Raw genomic sequence first — 17,459 nt, forward strand, 5'->3', positions numbered from 1 at the left:
GGCCTAGCCCTTCAGTGTCCATTCGATCGCGCCGTTCTCGTTCAGGACCCTCACTTCGAGGTTGCCCGTCTCACCAGTGCTCGGCGAGGTGAGCTTGCACAAGAAGGTCTGGTTGACCGAGACCACGAGATACTGGTCGTCTCCGCAGTCTGCCTGAACGTCACGGCCGATATCGGTCGCTACCTCGGCACCGAGCGCCGTCTCGGCGGCGTTCACCTGCATCACGGCTTGGCGGGGCCGGACCTCCCGGCGACCCTGCTCGTCGATGATCGTGACATGGGCCTCATAGAAGGCACCCTCGACGAGCCCGTTGCACAGGAACGTCGACCCGGGACGGATCGGCGCATTCGGAGGACAGCTGACCGCAGTGATCTCCGCTGGTGCCACGACGCTCTGGAGGTAGTCCTGGACCTCACGTTCGAGCTGCGTCTGATCAGGTTCGCCCCCGCACGCCGCCACCACGATCGCCGTCGCACCCAACGCCATCACCCACTGCACCAGCTTCTTCGGACGGCAGAAGCTCGCCGGTCGCCCCGGCACGCGGGACGTTCCCTGCGTGGTCGGTCTGGTCAATGTGGCGACCTCCGGTTGGGGCAGTCGGGACATTAGCCCTTGATCAGACGGGAAAACGCGATCTCTCGATCAGATGAACGGCCGCTCCTGGTAACGGCCGAAGACATCGGCAAGGGCGTTGGTCACCTCGCCCACAGTGGCCCGAGTGCGCACGGTGTCGATGAGGTGAGGCATGAGGTTCGCGTCGGTTTCAGCGGCCCGGCGCAACATCATGAGCGCGTCGTCGACCGCGGCCTGGTTGCGGTCGGCGCGCACCTGGCTCAGTCGCTTGATCTGTCGCTGCTCGTCGTCGTTGGTGATCTTGAGCAGATCGATCTCGTCGTCCTCGTTGTCCTCGGTGAATGCACTGGCCCCCACTACCACTCGGCGGCCCGCATTCACCTTCTTCTCGAACTCGTAGGCGGCATCCGCGATGCCCGACTGGTACCAGCCCTCGTCGATCAGCCGGAACGCCCCTTCCAGCATCGACCCGTCGCCGGCCGCTTCGATGTGGGCGAACATCTCCTCAGCCTCGGCCTCGAGCTTGTCGGTGAGCGCCTCGATGAACCAGCTGCCGCCGAGGGGATCGACGACGTTGGCGGCGCCGGTCTCGTGGGCGATGATCTGCTGAGTCCGCAAGGCGATGCGAGCAGCTTTGTCGGTCGGCAGCGCCAACGCCTCGTCCATCGAGTTGGTGTGCAGGCTCTGGGTGCCTCCCAGCACCCCGGCGAGCGCCTCGATCGCCGTGCGCGCGATGTTGATCTCAGGCTGCTGGGCCGTGAGCGAGACGCCCGCCGTCTGGGTGTGGAACCGCAGCATCGTCGAGCGCTCGCTGGCGGCGCCGTAGCGGTCGCGCATCCAGCGGGCCCAGATGCGCCGGGCCGCCCGGTACTTCGCGATCTCCTCGAAGAAGTCGATGTGAGCATTGAAGAAGAAGCTGAGCCGCGGGGCGAACTCGTCGGTGGACAGGCCCCGCTGAGCCGCAGCCTCGACGTACGCGAAACCGTTCGCCAGCGTGAAGGCCAGCTCCTGGGCGGCAGTGGAGCCCGCCTCGCGGATGTGGTAGCCGCTGATGGACACCGAGTTCCAGCGGGGCATCTCGTTGGTGGCGAACTCGATGGTGTCGGCCACGAGTCGCATCGAGGGCCGCGGCGGGTACACCCATTCCTTCTGCGCTTGGTACTCCTTGAGAATGTCGTTCTGCAGCGTGCCGCCGAGGCTGCGGCGGTCTGCGCCGTGCTCCTCGGCGTTGGCCACGAACATCGCCCAGATCGTTGCGGCGGGGGCATTGATGGTCATCGAGGTGGTGGTTGCCTCGAGGTCGATGCCGTCATACAGCGTCGCCATGTCCTCGATGGAGTCGACGGCCACGCCGCAGCGGCCGACCTCGCCGAGCGACATGACGTCGTCGGAGTCAAGGCCCATCAGCGTGGGCATGTCGAAGGCAGTGGACAGCCCGCCCCCGCCGGCCTCGAGAATCTCGTGGAATCGCCGGTTCGTGTCCTCGGGAGTGCCGAACCCAGCGAACATGCGCATCGTCCAGAGACGACCGCGGTAGCCGCTGGGGTGCACGCCCCGCGTGTACGGGAACTGTCCGGGCCAGCCGACGTCTGGATCAGGCTCGCCGTCGGTCGGGGCATAGAGCGGATCGAGCTCGATGCCGCTCATCGTGGAGAAGTCCGCGTCTCGCATCCTGGTGTCTTCGAACTCCGATTGCCAGCGTTCGCGTGTCACCAGATGTCTCCTGTCCTGCGGCACCTTGTCGGTGCTGCGCCGAACTCGGCGCCTATGTCACATTCGGCGCTCGCAGTGTAGGCAGGCACCCGGCCACGGGCCGTGGCTGCGATCTGCTCAGCCTCTTGCGCGCATCGCTAGAGGCGGAGCGGGTCCACCGGTCCCTGACCGCTGCCGAGCCGCCGAGATGCTCCCGCTGCGATGGCACGAGATGTCAGATCGTGGGCGAGGTCGATCGCCGCATCGGGGTCGGTGCCCTTGGCCAGCTCAGCGCAGATCGCCGCTGAGAAGACGTCGCCCGCACCCCGGACGTTGCGGGTGTCGACACGTGGGGCGCTCAAGAGCCGCACACCGCCGGTGCGTACCACGACGTCGGTGACGGTGGTGCCGTCAGCGGCTCGGCCGCCGGTGACGACGACGGTTTCCGGACCCGCGGCGGCGAGCTCGCGGGCCGCATCGATCCACGCTTCGGGATCAGCTCCCAAGCTCCTGCCCACGAGCAGCCCTGCCTCGAGGTGGTTCGGCGTCACGACTCGGGCGCACCCCAGCAAGCGCGTCGCAACAGCGCGCTCGGCGTCGATGCTGAGCATCGGCTCGCCCTTCCCGTTCACCAGCACCGGATCCACCACCAACTGCGGCAGGCGGCGGGCCGCGACCGATGCGACAGCCGAGATCGTCTCAGCCGAGAGCATCAGACCGGTCTTGGCCGCAGCGATGGGCATGTCGTCGAGCACCGTCTCGATCTGGGTTGCGACCAGCTCGGCGTCGACAGACTGCGCTGCCCGGAACTCAGTTGTGTTCTGCGCAGAGACCAGCGTCAGCGCGAATGAACCGTGCACCCCGCAGGCCGCGAACGCCCGCAGGTCCGCCGCGAGGCCCGCAGCGCCTGAGGAATCCGCGCCCGCGATGGTCAGCGCCGCAGTGGACCAAGCGCGCTGAGGGGGCGGGCCGCCAGTGCTGTCGTCGGATCGACCGGTCACGCCCCCAGTACAACAGTTCGGAGCCGCGAACGGACGTCAGCAAGCCCACTTGGTTAGCGTCGGCGGGCGATGGCTCCTTCGACAGCGCGCCGGACCGATTTCAGCGATGATCGGAGCATCGCCGACGGCACCGTCGGGATCATCGCGAACCCCGTCTCAGGACGTGACGTGCGACGTGTCGCAGCACGCGGAGCGGTGTCCACGACTGAGGACAAACGCAACCGCATCGCCCGGGCGGTCATCGGAGCCGTCACCGCAGGTGCGACGCGCATCGTGGCGATGGCGGAGCCCTTCGGGATCGCCACGGGCGCGGTGGCGGACCTGCGGGTCGACGCCGATATCGAGATTGTGGATGTCAGCGCGACCGTGTCGCCGGAGGACACCGTGCGGGCCGTCGAGGCCATGCGCGCCCGTGACGTGAGCGTGCTGGTGACTCTCGGCGGCGACGGGACCAACCGCACGATCGCCGGCGTTTGGCCGCACGCCACGCTCGTGCCGATGTCCACGGGCACCAACAACGTCTTTCCCAGCCTCACCGAGCCGACAGTTGCCGGTGCCGCCGCAGGGCTGATCGCCAGCGGCGTCGTGGATCCTGCGACGTGCGCACCCCGCTCGAAGATGATCCACGTCACCCTTGACGGCAGCACCGACATAGCGCTCATCGACGCCGTCACCTTGGCTGACGACTTCGTCGGCAACCGCATGCCCGCCGACGGCGACCGGATGCGCCAGGTGCTGGTGTCGCGTGCCCACCCCGCCAGCATCGGGCTCAGCTCGCTGGCGGGCCTGCTGCGACCATGCTCGTTCGACGAGGACGCCGGCGTGCGCGTGGAGTGCGGGCCAGGCGGTCGGCCGATGCGAGTCGCGCTGGCGCCCGGTCTGTACCGGACGGTCCCGGTGCTCAGCCATTGCCGCATCGGGCTGGACACACCCGTGGAGCTGGGCGGGCCGACGGTGCTGTCGTTCGACGGCGACCGGGAGCGCACCATCGGCGCCACCGAGACCGCCACGGCGGTCGTGCGGCGCGACGGGCCACGCGTGGTCGACGTGGATCGGGCACTGGAGCTGGGCGCTGCGGCCGGCGTGTTCGCGACGTCGCAGGCGCGGACCGGCAACCGAGCGCTCAATGAGGCGCACACGGTCCATTCCCACCATGCCGACGGCACGCCGATCCGGGACTGCTGCTGACCGACACGTGTCCCGGTTGGCGGACTGACGGGCACTGACCGAATTCCTGACTAATCCGGTCGGATTTGTCGCCAAAGGACGCTAGCCTCGTGCCCACGGTCCATGCCATCGCTGGCATGTCGGCTCCCGGAGGACACACATGGCACTTCGTCTCAACGACACCGCTCCTGATTTCACCGCTGACACCACCGAAGGCGAGATCAGCTTCCACGACTGGATCGGCGACGGCTGGACGTTGCTTTTCTCCCATCCGAAGGACTTCACCCCGGTCTGCACCACCGAGCTGGGTGCCGTTGCGGCATTGGCGGACGACTTCGCCGCTCGCAACTGCAAGATCATCGGCATCAGCGTGGACGGGGTGAGCGACCACGTGGCCTGGAAGGCCGACATCGCCTCTGCTACCGGCCACGAGGCCAACTACCCGCTCATCGGCGATCCCGAACTGAACGTCGTCAAGCTCTACGACATGCTTCCCGCCGGTGCGGGCGACACCTCGCAGGGCCGCACGGCGGCCGACAACGCCACGGCCCGCACGGTGTTCATCATCGGTCCCGACAAGAAGATCAAGGCGTCGCTCACCTACCCCATGACCACCGGTCGCAACTTCGCCGAGATCCTGCGCCTGCTCGACTCAGTGCAGCTCACGGCGGCCGAGCAGGTCGCCACGCCGGCCAACTGGCAGCAGGGCGAGAACGTCATCATCGTGCCGGCGGTCTCCAACGAGGCGGCCGCCGAGAAGTACCCCGACGGCTGGGAGGCTCCCCTGCCGTACCTGAGGCTGGTGCCGCAGCCGGGGAACTAGTGTCCTGAGTGGGGAATTCGGTGCACATAACGGCTCCAGCGTCTCGCGCTCGCCGTCGCTCAGCACCACCGGCACAGTCGGCCGTTGCCGTCGAACACCCATCACAGCCTCCGGTCATCGGCGAAGGAATCATGATGGCGCAACCGACACCAAAACGCGATCAACTAGCCACTCAGGACACTAGCAGGATGCTGAAATATGCGGGTGCGGCCAAAGGTGCAAGCCCCTGACCTGCGGATTCATATTCGGCAACTGCCCAAGAACCGGCTTTTTCGGCACCCTGCTGGACGAAACGACATCTCTGTGCAACTTTGCCGCCAATAGCGGTAATTCTGCACAGATTTGACGGCACGAGGATTCTCCGCGCAATCTCGCCGCCCGCAGCGGCATCCCTGCACAGAATCTGACGCTGGCGCCCAGTTCAGGCAGGCTCGGCGACAACCTCGGCGTCGAATGCGGGCGCGCCGTCCAGGCTGCGCATCTCGGGCGGCAGTTCGTCGCGGACACGCTGGTGGAACTGCCGGTCCTGGTTGAGCGAGTACGGGTACACCGCGCGCCCGTCCCGCACGAGCGGCACATGCAAGGGTCGGCTGTTGGTGGGTCCGGGGCGATCCTGTTCGACGAGCGTCTCCGAGTTGGCCGCGCCTTCGCGTACCACCCGGTAGGGCCGCACCACGCCGCCACGGGTGGCCTTGCCCTCAGATTCCTTATGCACCGGCACTACCGGCTCGAACGTGCCGGAGTGCCGTGCGATGGCCACCGCCTTGTACACCATGCCGGCTGTCGCGTGGCCTGAGCCAACCACGAGCTGGGTGCCCACGCCGTAACCGTCCACCGGCAACTCGGCCAAGTCAGCGATGCGGTACTCGTCGAGATCTCCGGACACCACAATCCGGGTCGACTCGGCGCCTGCGTCGTCCAGCCACTGCCGGACTCGGGGCACCTCGACCGTGAGGTCCCCCGAGTCGATGCGTACGGCACCGGGTACCCCACCGAGACGTTTCGCGGCTGCCAGCCCGCGTTCGAGGCCGGTGCGCAGGTCGAAGGTGTCGATGAGCAGCGTGGTCTCGAGGCCATGCGCTTGCATCTGCGCCTCGAAGGCGGCTTCCTCGTCGTGGTGCGCCAGTGTGAAGGCATGGGCCGCGGTGCCCGCGGTGGGAATGCCGTACTGGGCGCCTGCGAGCAGGTTTGACGTCGCATCAAAGCCGACGAGCCAAGCCGCGCGGGCAGCAGCAACGGCAGCCAGCTCGTGCGTGCGGCGGCCGCCCATCTCGATGAGGTGACGCCTCTGCGCTACGTCGTGCATCCGGGCGGCGGCGGAGGCCACGGCGCAGTCATGATTCAGAACCGACAGCACCAGTGTCTCCACCAGCAGCGCCGTGCCGACCGAGGCGTCGACGCGCAGCACCGGGCTGCCGGGCACATAGAAGTCGCCCTCGCGGTAGCTCCAAGCGTCGCCGTCGAACCGGAAGGTCGCGAGATATTCCAGCAGACCGTCGCTGAACCGCCCCAAGCCGGCGAGATACTCGAGATCCTCGGCCTCGAAGCGGTAGTCGGCCAAGAGCTTGGCCAGGCGACCGGGGCCAGCCACCACGCCGTAACCCCGGCCGGGCGGCAGCCGCCGAGCGAACACCTCGAAACACGAGCGGCGTGACGCGACGCCCGACTGCAAGGCCGCGTCGAGCATGGTCAGTTCGTACAGGTCGGTCATCATCGCCGTGCCCATGTGGAAAGTCTGCCCGCTCGCGCAGCTTCATGCCATCAGCCGCGCACAGCCGTTAGCAGGCTGCTGAAACATGCAGGTCTGGCCGGAAGCGCAAGCCCCTGACCTGCGGATTTGTACTCGGCAACTGCCCCAAAACCGGCTTTTCCAGCATCCTGCTAAGGGTCCGCCGCGTCTTAAGTCGCGTGATCCGCTCACGCATTTCCGCAGGTCAGAGACCTGCGCATGGGGGAAAATCACGCGACTTGACTGATGGCGGACCCTAATGCATGTTAGGTGTCGACGCATGGCAGCGCCGACGATGATGACTCATCTAACTGTCGCGTCGTCGACGGCGCCCAATTCCACTTCGACGGTCCTCTCGGGTCCTGGTGGCGACACCACTCGAAGTTCCACGCGAGTGCCCGGCAAGGTCGCAAGCACCGCGTCAGCTAGGTCTTGGGGCGCGACGATCTCGCGTGAGCCGAAGGCGACGATGATGTCGCCGCGCTGCAGGCCCGCGTCGGCTGCGCTCGAACCTGTGACGACTTCAACGATGGCGACGCCAAACTCAACGTCGGCCGGAATAGAGATTCCAGCAAATCGCTCGTCAGCGAGTGCACTGTTGCGGACTGCTTCGATAGGCACCATCGTGATGCCGAGCAGTGCCTTGCGGATGACCGTTCCTTCCAGCATCGCATTGATGACGGGCATTGTCCCGTCAGTCGAAATGGCGAACCCGATCCCCTCGACGAATCCACCAGCGATCGCCGTGTTGACTCCGATGACCTCGCCGGCGGCATTCACCAGTGGTCCGCCGGAGTTGCCTGGATTGATGGCGGCGTCGGTCTGGATGAGTCCGACAAGCCTCTTGCCGTCAACGTCAAGCGCCCGGTCAAGTCCCGACACAATTCCTCGCGTCACTGTCGGCTCGCCGACGATGCCGATGGCGTTGCCGATTGCGATCACCTCGTCCCCGACCTCGACGCCCTCAGTGGAGCCAAGACGCACTGCCGGCAGTCCTACGCGGTCGATCTTCAGCACAGCGAGATCGCGCGTCGGGTCGCCGGCGACGACCTCGGCGGGCAGAAGCTCTCCACCGAACAGCCGGACTTCCACTGTCTCGGCGTCCCGAACCACATGCTCATTGGTGACGATGTGGCCATCGGTCCCCACAACGAAGCCTGAGCCCCCGCGATACGGGTTCTCAGCGGTCGGGGTCTTCACGATGACCACGGATTCCTGGACTGCCTCAAGCACTGCCTTGATGTTGATGCCCTCGATGCGGCTGCCCAGTGGCGCCCCCGGCTCGTTCGACTCGCCGGTGAGCATCCGCGCCCAAACGTCGGCGAGGAGATCCGGGTCAAGATCTGCCGTGCTGTCCCCCGACGAGACATCCGGCTCGCCAGATGTGACGCCGCTGAACAGGTTGCTCTCGGCGAGCACCTGACTCCAGAAGTCGGCGTCCCCGGTGGATCCCTCAGGCAGCGTCACCTCGACCGGCGCGTCAGTCGCTACCACGGCTGCTTCGCGATCTTCGCCTGACGACGTCTCGGCGCCCGCATCAGCAACACTGCCGGCATCAGCAACATCGTCGCCGCCCGATCGTCCGCCGCCGTCGCCGCTGAGCACCACGAGCACGATCAGCCCGGCCACAATTGCGCCCGCGAGCGCTCCGACCGCCGCAGCCAGTCCGACCAGCAGGCAGCCCCGCCGCGGCGGGGCAGCGGCCGTTTCGAGCTGTCGCTCCGGTTCCATCGACACTGCGGGCGATTCAGGAACCGGAGCGCCTGCAACCCCGTCGACCGCCGTCGGTGCATCAGCGGCCTCGGGGGCGGGTGCCCCGGCCGGACGCGCGTGTATCGCGGAAGGTGTCCATCCGAAGCGGCCTGTCGTCCGGAGCGCGTCATCCAGCGGCACTGTGACGGACTGTTCATCGCCCGCTTGCGTCTCGCTGGATTCATCTGCTAGTCCTGCCACCTCGCACCTCAGTGAACAGCAAGCCGCTCGGCAGTGTTCGCCGACAGGAAATCGACATTCTCACGGAACTGCTCCGTGTCGGTCTCGTCCGCATCGGCCATCACGCCGCGCGGGTACCGATTCAGCACACCCTCTGAGATAGCAGCCAAGCGCCAGTACGAGAACGCGCGGAAGCAATCGACTGCCGCCAAATCCAGCATCTGGCTGCGGGTCGCGAATCCGCCCGCCTGCGTGGGCGCCGGCGTATCCGCCGACAGCTCATCGGGCGACACCCAGTTGTTCATCAGGTAGCCCACGTCAGCCATCGGGTCACCGAGCGTACAGAGTTCCCAGTCGAGCACCGCCACGACAGGCCCTCGAGACGGCAGCGGTGCCTGGGCACCGTGGTCGGCTCGAACGTCCCGGCTCGGTCCCGAGGCACCCGACGACCGACCTCGCCGATCTCGGCCCTCACCCGCTTCGGGGGCGACCCGTTCCGAGAGTTCCCCGACCCTCGGCCGTCCGCAGCATGACGCTCATAGCCCAGGTGATCGGTCATCTCGACTTCGAGGCCCGTCTGGAGCACCTGGCGCACCAGCCCGCTCAACAAGCCGTCGTCGCCGGTCAGCTCCACGCCCTCAGCGCGAGCCTGAGCGACCAGCCGCTCGGCCCACTCGGTCATCGCCGCCTCATCGACGGCCTCGCTCGCCAGCGCTGCCAGCATGCCAAGATCAGTCACAGACATGATCCTCCCCGGCCCCCGCCTGACCAAACACTTGACAAGGGAGCGTCCGACGGGGTTGGTGCGGATAGGTGAGCCTTCGCGTTTTTGTGGGATGGGGCTGCTGGGCTCGGCGGCATGAGGTTAGGTGGTGAGGATGCCGCGGGCTTCGAAGTTCGTGTAGTTGGTGAAGCCGTGGGCTTGGCGGCGCAGGACCTGCAGCAGGTTGTTGGTTCCTTCGATTCTGCCGTTGCCGGGCCGACCGGCTTGGTGCCAGTCGAGGATCTGGGGGTGCCATGCGAGGAAGGTGTCGACGACGCTGCTGAACTCGGGTATGTCGCCGGTGCCGTAGATGTCGGCGAACCGGTCGAGCGCTTCGAGAGCGCTCTTGCGGTCGGCGGCGAGATAGATCTGGCGCAGCTCGCCGAGCGCGTCCCAGGCTGCTTTGAGCCGAGGGCGGGTCTCGAAGAGTGCGTCGAGGCGTTCCCGCTCGTCTGCGTCGAGCGTGTCGGGGCGTTTGGTGAGCACGAACCGCGCCCGGAACACTGCGGGGTCGAACGCGGGCTTTGAGCCCTCCGGGCGGCGCTGGACGTCGCGGCGCACCGCGGTGAGCCCGGCGGCGAACCATCTGATGACGTGGAACCGGCCCCGGCACGCGGCGGGCGTGGCCGAGCCGTTTGGCGATGGGAGCCCACCAGGCCCGCATAGACGATCGCCAAGCCCATCACGACATGCCAGCCCACCCGACGCCGACGCGCCACAGCCGACACCGACATGTCGCCGGCATCGGCGACGACCCGCCGCGCCAGACGGGCCGTGAGGCGGCCCTCGAACGCCGGGTGATCCTCCAAGAACCGCCGCCCGCAGCCATCGCAGACCAGCCTGCGCCGGTCCCACACCAGCATCGTCGGCCGCCCCGCGACCTCCAAGTCACGGACCCGCTTGGGACGCTGGTCATGGGACCGGCCGCTCTTGGCACCGCAGTGCGGGCACGCCGGCCGCGTCACCGCCGAGCGCACCACCACCACCAGCTCCCCGGGCGCGTCGGCCAGCACCCCGGTCACCTCGACCCGCGGCAGCCACAGCCGCACCGACATAACATCACTCGCCATCGAGGCCCCCTGAGGACGGAACGGCGGACCTACCCGCGCAGCTCCTCAGCCCAGGAGCGTGCTGAGGGTGGAGGTGAGCGCGGCTTCGGTCTCGGCGGCGGACAGTTGGCGGTGGCGGCGGAGGTAGTCGATCGAGTCGAGCTGGGTCAGCGAGTCGCCGGCAGCGAGCACGGAGTCATGGTCGACGGCCGGGCGGGCTGCCAGTTCGGGGGCGAACTGCAGCTCGAACTGTTCACGCAATTCGTTGCGGGTGGCGGCCAGCTCATCGCTGACACGGGGCAGCCGGTGGGCATGGGCCAGCGTTGCCCGGTACACCGGGCCGACGGTGTCGTAGAGGCGCAGGCGCATCGCCACGAAGGCGTCGATGCGGGCGGCCAGCGGACCCTCGCCGATGGCGTGCAGGCGGGCGACGGGAGCGGCGCGTTCCCGGTTCCGCCTGATGGTGGCCTCGAGCAGCTCGCCTGGATCGGCGAAGTACCGGTAGAGCGAGCGCAACGACAGGCCCGACCGGCTCGCCGCCTGCTCCATGGAGGGGAACAGCCACTCCTCGGCGAACATCTCGAGTACGACATCGAGGACAGCGTCGATGTTCCGCTCACGCCGCGCAACCCGGCCATCGACAGGCTCCGCGTCTTCATGAGCATCGGCATCAGGCGACGGCACCATGCCAGTCGACGCCCGATCAGCCATTGTCGCCTGCGCCTGCTACCGGCCGGCGGGCCGCGGGCGGGCACCGTCGCAGCGAGCGCGCCGCCCGGGTCGTGCCTCGCTGCGCGAAGTCGCCACAGTCAGTCATGACTCAAGAGCCGCAGCATCTCGCGGGCGACCATCGGTGCCGCATTCTGGTTCTGGCCGGTCACGAGGTTGCCGTCGACCACCCAGTGGTTGGCCAATGGGTCCCAGAACCGGGTCACGCTCTCGAACAGCGCGCCGGCCTTGCGCAGCTCGCTCTCGGGATGCTGGGGCGTGGAGGTAATCCGCAACTCTCTCACCTGCTTGTCGGTCACCGCTGTCACCCGCCGGCCCATGACCAGCGGGCTGCCGTCGGCGACCTTGGCCTGCAGCAGTCCCAGCGGGCCGTGGCACACGCCGCCGATCACGCTGCCTCGCTCGTTGGCCTCGGTGATCTTGCGGCCGAGCTCCTCGGAGAACCCCAGGTCGAATGCGGCACCCCAGCCGCCCGCCAGGTAGACGATGTCATACTGAGCAACGTCGACCGCGCCGGCGGCCAGCGACTCCAGCACCTTGGCTTTCAGCACGTCATCCGCGAGGAATCGGTCGCACGCCTCGGTGCGCAGCGGGGCTCGCAGCGACTGCGGATCCACAGGGATGGCCCCGCCCTTGGGGCTGGCAATGTCGACTGACATGCCGACATCGACGAAGGCGTAGTACGGCACGGTCATCTCGCTGGCGAACACCCCGGTCGGCTTGCCGATGTCCAGCACGCCGTGATTCGTGGCGACGATCAACGCCCGCCGGCCGCTGACATCCACATCAACCGCCTCGGTGTCGTCGGGATGCATGCCGAGCCGCTGCAGCACCTTGCGAAGCGCACGAGCGGGCGGGGGAACCCACTTTGCGGTCGCGACGTTCGCCTCAGCACCACCCCCGGCAGAACGCCCGCGAAGCCGCCACGACGCTGATTGCACCCTCCCCAACGCCCGGACGGGCCGACGAGTCTCGACCGCCGGGGAGGTACTCGTCTCAGCATCACGCGACGCTGCATCCGAACCACCCGACGCAGCACCCGCAGCACCCGACGCAGCACCCGGGGTTGCCTGACTGGGGACAGAGCGCCGCATCGCGTATGGCCACGGCTGATGGCGCTCGGGCACGGCCCGGACTCGCTCGTCGGCCAAGCGTGCCTTCATCTCCGCAAACACCTCAGCGACCTCCGAGTCACGCCAGCGGTTGTGCGCCTCGATCGGGTCGGCGTCGAGGTCGTAGAGCTCCCACTGGTCGGGCAGCGGCTCGGTGCGGCACACCTCTCCGGCGGGGCCGTCGGCTGCGAGGTGCCGTACGCCCGGCTCGGTCCACGTCGCCGGATCGTCGAACGTGCGCACGATCTTCCACAGATGCCCTGCGCCTGTGGATTCGGCGCCGGCGCCGGCGCCGTCGACGTCAGCGGCAGGCCGAGCATCACCGTCGTCGCCAACACCAGCAGCAGGCCGAGCGTTGCCAATTCGGCACACGAGGCTCTCGAAGTTGGCGCCGACGTGGGCCGGCACCTGGATGCGCAGCGGCCGCGGAGTTCTTCCCATCCGCCGAGCCATCGCGCTGGCACCCGAGTCGCCCTCGGGCATGTTGTCGCGGGTCATCAGGTACACATGACGGTCCCGGTCGGGCTCAGTCACGCCGTCGACCACGTCCATGAGGTCACGCCCGGACAGCGGGTGCACCTCGGTATGGGTGCCCCGCAGCTCATCGGCCGCCGACATCGCATCGATCCGCGCCGCGCCGAGCAGCGTCGGCACCAGATCCACATGGGACGTCGGCGCATCGTCGACAACCCGGCCCTCCGTCGCCTTCGAACCGATCCGGGCGATCACGAACGGCACCCGCGTCGCCTCGTCGTACAGGTTGAACCACTTCTGATGCAGCCCGCCGTGGGCACCCAGCAGCTCGCCATGATCCGACGTGCGCACCAGCACCGCTTCGTCGGAGCCGCCCTCGGTCACCGCACGCCGCACCCGGTCGAGCGGGCCGTCCACCTCGGCATGGAGCCGGTAATACAGGCTGCGGTACTCGGCGGCCTTGTTGCGGTACACCCGATCGACCGCCGGCGCCGGCCCGTAGGTGGTCGGGTACGACGCCCGGAAGGCGATCTGCGCCGCCGGCTTGGTGGACAGATCCTCGTCGTCGGTGGGTGATGGCGGGATCGGCGGCGGGTCGGCAGCGCCGGCTGCCAGCGGATTGTCGGGTCCTAGGCGGCCGAGCCAGGCAGGAGCGAACACGATGTCATGCGGGTTGACGAAGCTGGCCACCAGCAGGAACGGCCGCAGCGCCTCGGCGTCGCCGGCCCGCCGGCGGGCGTAACGGTCCCCCAGCCAGGCGACGACCCGGTCAGCGAACAGGGGGTCGCGCACGAGCCCGCTGTCGGCCGGCCGGCCGCCGTGGGGCTCGGGACCGACCCAGCCTGAGAAACCGAACTCATCGAGCGGGTCGGCGTCGAGGTACACCTGCTCAGCAGCGGCGTCGACCACGCCCTCGTCGTCGTTGGTCGCCAGCGGCGCTCCCGCATGGATCAAGTCGGCATGACTGCAATGCCACTTGCCCTGGTAGTGCGTGTCGTAGCCGCCCGCTCGGAACCAGTGGCCCAGCGTGGGCACCTCGCCGGGCCGCAGCCAGCGCATCCGGCTGTCGTCGGCCATCTTGCCGAGGCCATTGGTTTGGGTGACGCCGTGCACGTCGGGGTACTGACCGGTGAACAGCGTGGGCCGGCTGGGCACGCAAGCGATCGACCCCGTGTAGTGGCGCCCGAACGACACGCCGTGGTCCTCGAACCAGGCAGAGCCCGTGAGACGCCGGCGCCACACCCGCACCTCGGCCGGCTCGTAGGGCGGCGCGGCACGCTCCTGGTCGGTCATCAAGATGATCACGTCAGGCCGGGCGTTCACGGCGCCGCCATTCGCAAGTGTTCGTCGAGTCCCCTCAACATCTGGTCGGACACCTTCGAGAGCTGACGGGCCAGCCCCTTCGCCACCAGCTTCTGCGGCGGGCGTGACCCCGCGTCGACAGCCGTGGTGAGCGACACCACCGTGCGGGGACCCCGCTCGTCAAGGTGCCACGTGCTCTGCAGCGACCGGACGACGGCGGGCAATCCCTCGATGTCGTAGCCGAGCCGTTCGCCGGGCACCCACTCGACCACCCGCTCCACCAACGTTCTGCGCCCGGCCTGGATGCGCCGCACCGTGCCGACGCCCTCGGGCTGGGCGCTCAGCAGGCACGAGTGATCGACGTTCGGGGCCCAGCGGACGATTTCCCCGAAGTCCGCCAGCGCATCCCACGCCTCGGCGGCGGAGACCGGGATCGCCAGCGTGGAGGTTGTCTCGGTCACACCCGCAACCCTAGCGGCGATCCCATCTATTGTCGCTGTGACTGGCAATTGTTTCACCGCCACGTCGCCGCGGCTGTCGGCTGCGCGCAGGCGCCAGTCGTCGCCCGGACGGATGCCACAGATGGATCGCAGCCAACGGGCGTCGCGGACGACGCCGCAGGCGAGCGACAAACAAGCGTCACCACCTCAACGGGCGCCCCGCACGGCCACGAGCGTGAGCCGGGGACCCACGGCGCCGGCGGACCCACTTGTGCGAACGAGGGCACGAATGCACCGTGCAGGCAGGCGAATGCCGCCAAACATGCACGGCAGAGCCGCGGGCCGTCGGCGACAGCGGCAACATGGAGTCCCAGCGAACCGGAGGACCCCATGCACGTCAGCGCGACCCTGCCCCAGCACAACCTGCAAGCCGTGCCCGACGAGGTGCAGCGGATCGAGGCCGACGGCTACGACAGCGTCGTCACCATGGAGAACCGTCACGAACCGTTCATCCCGCTGGCGATCGCGGCGGTGCACAGCAAGCGGGTCAAGCTCGCCACCAGCGTCGCCATCAGCTTCCCCCGCAGCCCGATGGTGACTGCCTCGACGGCGTGGGACCTCCAGGCGGCCTCGAACGGGCGGTTCGTGCTCGGCATCGGCAGCCAAGTCAAGGGACACAACGAGCGCCGGTTCAGCGTGCCGTGGTCGGCGCCGGCACCCCGCATGGCCGAGTACGTGCAGTCGGTCCGGGCCATCTGGAACACGTGGGCCACGGGCGAGCAGTTGAACTACGAGGGCGAGCACTACCGCTTCTCGCTGATGACGCCGAACTTCACGCCCGAATCGCTCGACGGCCCCACGCCGCCGATCATGATCGCGGCGGTCGGGCCCGCCATGCTGCGGGTGGCCGGGCAGCACTGCGACGGGGTCCGCCTGCACGGCTTCTGCACGCCCAACTACCTGCGGGAGCAAGTCATGCCAGAGCTGCAGACCGGGCTCGACCGGGCCGGGCGCAGCCGCAGCGACTTCTGGGTGACCGGCGGCGGGTTCATCTGCACGGGCCCCGACGACGAGACCGTCGACCGCATGGTCGAGTGGGTGCGCTACCGGATCGGCTTCTATGGCAGCACTCGGGCGTACTGGCCCGTGCTCGAGCAGCATGACTTGGGCGATCTTGGCGAGAAGCTGAACCACCTGTCACGCAACGACGGCTGGGGCCAGATGGCCGGCTGCGTCGACGACGACGTCGTGCAGCTATTCGCCGCCGTGGGGCGCCATGACCAGCTCGCCGATGCCATTACCGAGCATTTCGACGGGCTGGTCGACGAGGTCAATGCCTCAGTTGCCATGGACATCGGCGCCGACCTGCCGCCCGACGTGATCCAGGACATCCAGGCGATCCCCACCGACGGCGGCTGAGTCCGCAACTCATGTCACAGGCCCCTGCAAGACTGCCCTCGCAGGCCCGCAGACAGCCAAGGAAGGTGCTGCGGCAACGAAAGGAGCGCCTATGGCGGAAGCATCAGAAGCAATAGTCGAAGTCCGCGACTACACCATCGACCCGGAGTGGTTCGAGGCGTACAAGGAGTGGGCCACCGAGCATGCGGCGCCGTGGCTACGGGACAACCTCGACGTCATCGACTTCTGGGTCGATGACGGGCATGAGCCCGAGGTGGCCGGGTCCGACCCGCAGGTGTCCCCGCACGGCCAGCCGAACGTGTGCTGGATCATCCGATGGGCCAGCCGGGATGCTCGCGACGAAGGCTTCCGGGCGACGCTCGGCAGCCAGGAGTGGCAGGACGTCTGGGCCAAGCACCCCAACCCGAACGCCTACCTGCACCTCAACGTGCGCTTCATGACGGCGGCCTGAGCCGGCGGCGAACTAAGCCACGGCCGCCGGCCATGCCGACGGATGACCGCATCGCAGAGGTGGATCGTCATGCTGCATGACTGCTGCTCGATCCAGCTGACCGCAAGGCTGCAGCCTTGAGCCGCCATGGCGGGATGGCGGGATGGCGGGATGGCCTGGATGGCCTGGATGGCGGCGGTCGTCACGTCGCATGACGAGGCGGCGCGCCTCACTGCATGACGATGCTGAATCGCCACCGTGGTTGACAGCTGCGTGCTGTGCCTGATTGGGGCCGCTTGGGGCAGGCCGGGGTCAGAATTGCTGCAGCACTGACGAGCGGCTCACGGTGATCGGGCAGGTCGTGGGCGGCATGTTATCGCAATCTGACCACCAGCCGCACCTGCGCTCGGTAGTTCTGGTACATATGCCTTGGCGTCTCGTGAAACTGCCGTCGGCACATGTCGGTGTCCCGATACACGAAGACTCGCTCCCACGGCACCGTAACGTCGTCGAAGCAGATGATGGCGTCGTTTCGGCCCATGCGGTCATGGCGAGGCGCTTGGCGACCAAGTCCTCGTACGAGCGGGGCATGTGCCACGCCCGGTTGGCCCGCCGGCCGTCGCCGAGATCGAACGTCATCAGTTCAGGATTCGCAGCCTGGAAGTCGTACAGGCCGGCGATCGCCCGGCAGCTCTGCGTCCGAAAGCAGGGGGATCGGGGACGCAGGCTGGTCGGTGGGCGATGAGGGAGGGGTAGCCGGGGATCGGACTGGTCGATGGGTCGTTGGCTGCGGATCAGAGTCCTTGAAGTGGTCAGACCTGGAA

15 protein-coding genes and 3 pseudogenes are annotated in these 17,459 nt (G+C 67.9%); 4 read left to right on the plus strand and 14 right to left on the minus strand.

All coding sequences use genetic code 11. From position 1 onward, the window contains the following. Window positions 1–3: 3 nt before the first annotated feature. The 3 genes from ACOGXQ_RS07215 to thiD all read right to left on the minus strand — a co-directional run bounded on the left by ACOGXQ_RS07215 (window position 4) and on the right by thiD (window position 3,266). The gene (locus tag ACOGXQ_RS07215) at window positions 4–573 is read right to left on the minus strand and encodes a DUF4333 domain-containing protein (protein ID WP_419946737.1); all 570 of its coding nucleotides are present in this window, start codon (window positions 571–573) and stop codon (window positions 4–6) included. 69 nt (window positions 574–642) lie between these two features. After that, complete coding sequence (locus tag ACOGXQ_RS07220; RefSeq protein WP_419947358.1) at window positions 643–2,244, minus strand: acyl-CoA mutase large subunit family protein; 1,602 nt, start codon at window positions 2,242–2,244, stop codon at window positions 643–645. A gap of 179 nt (window positions 2,245–2,423) precedes the next feature. Beyond that, entirely contained in the window at window positions 2,424–3,266 is an 843-nt protein-coding gene (gene thiD / locus ACOGXQ_RS07225; protein ID WP_419946738.1) for a bifunctional hydroxymethylpyrimidine kinase/phosphomethylpyrimidine kinase, read from the minus strand. Between the two features lie 69 nt (window positions 3,267–3,335). Between thiD and ACOGXQ_RS07230 the strand changes: the two genes are divergently transcribed. Next, window positions 3,336–4,454, plus strand: a complete 1,119-nt coding sequence (locus tag ACOGXQ_RS07230) for an NAD(+)/NADH kinase (protein WP_419946739.1) — start codon at window positions 3,336–3,338, stop codon at window positions 4,452–4,454. 139 nt (window positions 4,455–4,593) lie between these two features. After that, entirely contained in the window at window positions 4,594–5,256 is a 663-nt protein-coding gene (locus tag ACOGXQ_RS07235; RefSeq protein ID WP_419946740.1) for a peroxiredoxin, read from the plus strand. Window positions 5,257–5,677: 421 nt separating this feature from the next. Here ACOGXQ_RS07235 and ACOGXQ_RS07240 read toward each other — a convergent pair whose 3' ends face one another. The 10 genes and pseudogenes from ACOGXQ_RS07240 to ACOGXQ_RS07285 all read right to left on the minus strand — a co-directional run bounded on the left by ACOGXQ_RS07240 (window position 5,678) and on the right by ACOGXQ_RS07285 (window position 14,807). Further along, on the minus strand, window positions 5,678–6,982 hold the full coding sequence (locus tag ACOGXQ_RS07240) for a nicotinate phosphoribosyltransferase (RefSeq protein WP_419946741.1): 1,305 nt from the start codon (window positions 6,980–6,982) through the stop codon (window positions 5,678–5,680). A 306-nt stretch (window positions 6,983–7,288) separates the two neighbouring features. Further along, on the minus strand, window positions 7,289–8,716 hold the full coding sequence (locus ACOGXQ_RS07245) for a S1C family serine protease (protein ID WP_419946742.1): 1,428 nt from the start codon (window positions 8,714–8,716) through the stop codon (window positions 7,289–7,291). Between the two features lie 230 nt (window positions 8,717–8,946). Next, on the minus strand, window positions 8,947–9,285 hold the full coding sequence (locus ACOGXQ_RS07250) for a phosphotransferase (RefSeq protein ID WP_419946743.1): 339 nt from the start codon (window positions 9,283–9,285) through the stop codon (window positions 8,947–8,949). 11 nt (window positions 9,286–9,296) lie between these two features. Next, window positions 9,297–9,641 (minus strand): annotated as a pseudogene (locus ACOGXQ_RS07255) (transposase); the annotation flags it as partial. 141 nt (window positions 9,642–9,782) lie between these two features. Further along, entirely contained in the window at window positions 9,783–10,241 is a 459-nt protein-coding gene (locus ACOGXQ_RS07260) for an ISL3 family transposase (RefSeq protein WP_419946744.1), read from the minus strand. A gap of 320 nt (window positions 10,242–10,561) precedes the next feature. Further along, window positions 10,562–10,750: pseudogene (locus ACOGXQ_RS07265) on the minus strand (transposase family protein); the annotation flags it as partial. Between the two features lie 45 nt (window positions 10,751–10,795). Continuing rightward, a complete protein-coding gene (locus ACOGXQ_RS07270) occupies window positions 10,796–11,440 on the minus strand; it encodes a TetR/AcrR family transcriptional regulator (RefSeq protein ID WP_419946745.1) in 645 nt (214 codons plus the stop codon). A 98-nt stretch (window positions 11,441–11,538) separates the two neighbouring features. Then, a complete protein-coding gene (locus ACOGXQ_RS07275) occupies window positions 11,539–12,552 on the minus strand; it encodes a type 1 glutamine amidotransferase domain-containing protein (RefSeq protein ID WP_419947359.1) in 1,014 nt (337 codons plus the stop codon). Continuing rightward, window positions 12,526–14,337 (minus strand): annotated as a pseudogene (locus ACOGXQ_RS07280) (sulfatase-like hydrolase/transferase); the annotation flags it as partial. The pseudogene ACOGXQ_RS07280 and the gene ACOGXQ_RS07275, both read right to left, overlap by 27 nt. A 26-nt stretch (window positions 14,338–14,363) precedes the next feature. After that, window positions 14,364–14,807, minus strand: a complete 444-nt coding sequence (locus tag ACOGXQ_RS07285; protein ID WP_419946746.1) for an SRPBCC family protein — start codon at window positions 14,805–14,807, stop codon at window positions 14,364–14,366. A gap of 369 nt (window positions 14,808–15,176) precedes the next feature. On the opposite strand from ACOGXQ_RS07285, the gene ACOGXQ_RS07290 reads away from it, so the two are divergent. Both ACOGXQ_RS07290 and ACOGXQ_RS07295 read left to right on the plus strand, forming a co-directional pair. Continuing rightward, window positions 15,177–16,205 carry a TIGR03617 family F420-dependent LLM class oxidoreductase gene (locus tag ACOGXQ_RS07290; RefSeq protein WP_419946747.1) on the plus strand — a complete coding sequence of 343 codons (1,029 nt, stop codon included), beginning with the start codon at window positions 15,177–15,179 and terminating at the stop codon, window positions 16,203–16,205. Between the two features lie 91 nt (window positions 16,206–16,296). Continuing rightward, window positions 16,297–16,656, plus strand: coding sequence for a hypothetical protein (locus ACOGXQ_RS07295; protein ID WP_419946748.1), 360 nt, complete (start codon window positions 16,297–16,299; stop codon window positions 16,654–16,656). Between the two features lie 291 nt (window positions 16,657–16,947). On the opposite strand, the gene ACOGXQ_RS07300 is transcribed toward ACOGXQ_RS07295, so the two are convergent. Next, window positions 16,948–17,274 (minus strand): hypothetical protein, encoded by a 327-nt coding sequence (locus ACOGXQ_RS07300; protein ID WP_419946749.1) that lies wholly within the window; start codon window positions 17,272–17,274, stop codon window positions 16,948–16,950. Window positions 17,275–17,459: the final 185 nt, after the last annotated feature.

It is taken from the genome of Candidatus Poriferisodalis sp., from assembly GCF_965208485.1.
Lineage (GTDB): Bacteria > Actinomycetota > Acidimicrobiia > Acidimicrobiales > Poriferisodalaceae > Poriferisodalis.

Coding starts and splice junctions, on each gene's coding strand:
- ACOGXQ_RS07220 (WP_419947358.1), bottom strand. CDS start 2,244: ATGCGAGACGCGGACTTCTCCACGATGAGCGGCATCGAGCTCGATCCG.
- ACOGXQ_RS07230 (WP_419946739.1), top strand. CDS start 3,336: ATGGCTCCTTCGACAGCGCGCCGGACCGATTTCAGCGATGATCGGAGC.
- ACOGXQ_RS07235 (WP_419946740.1), top strand. CDS start 4,594: ATGGCACTTCGTCTCAACGACACCGCTCCTGATTTCACCGCTGACACC.
- ACOGXQ_RS07240 (WP_419946741.1), bottom strand. CDS start 6,982: ATGGGCACGGCGATGATGACCGACCTGTACGAACTGACCATGCTCGAC.
- ACOGXQ_RS07245 (WP_419946742.1), bottom strand. CDS start 8,716: ATGGAACCGGAGCGACAGCTCGAAACGGCCGCTGCCCCGCCGCGGCGG.
- ACOGXQ_RS07270 (WP_419946745.1), bottom strand. CDS start 11,440: ATGGCTGATCGGGCGTCGACTGGCATGGTGCCGTCGCCTGATGCCGAT.
- ACOGXQ_RS07275 (WP_419947359.1), bottom strand. CDS start 12,552: ATGCGGCGCTCTGTCCCCAGTCAGGCAACCCCGGGTGCTGCGTCGGGT.
- ACOGXQ_RS07290 (WP_419946747.1), top strand. CDS start 15,177: ATGCACGTCAGCGCGACCCTGCCCCAGCACAACCTGCAAGCCGTGCCC.
- ACOGXQ_RS07295 (WP_419946748.1), top strand. CDS start 16,297: ATGGCGGAAGCATCAGAAGCAATAGTCGAAGTCCGCGACTACACCATC.
- ACOGXQ_RS07300 (WP_419946749.1), bottom strand. CDS start 17,274: ATGACGTTCGATCTCGGCGACGGCCGGCGGGCCAACCGGGCGTGGCAC.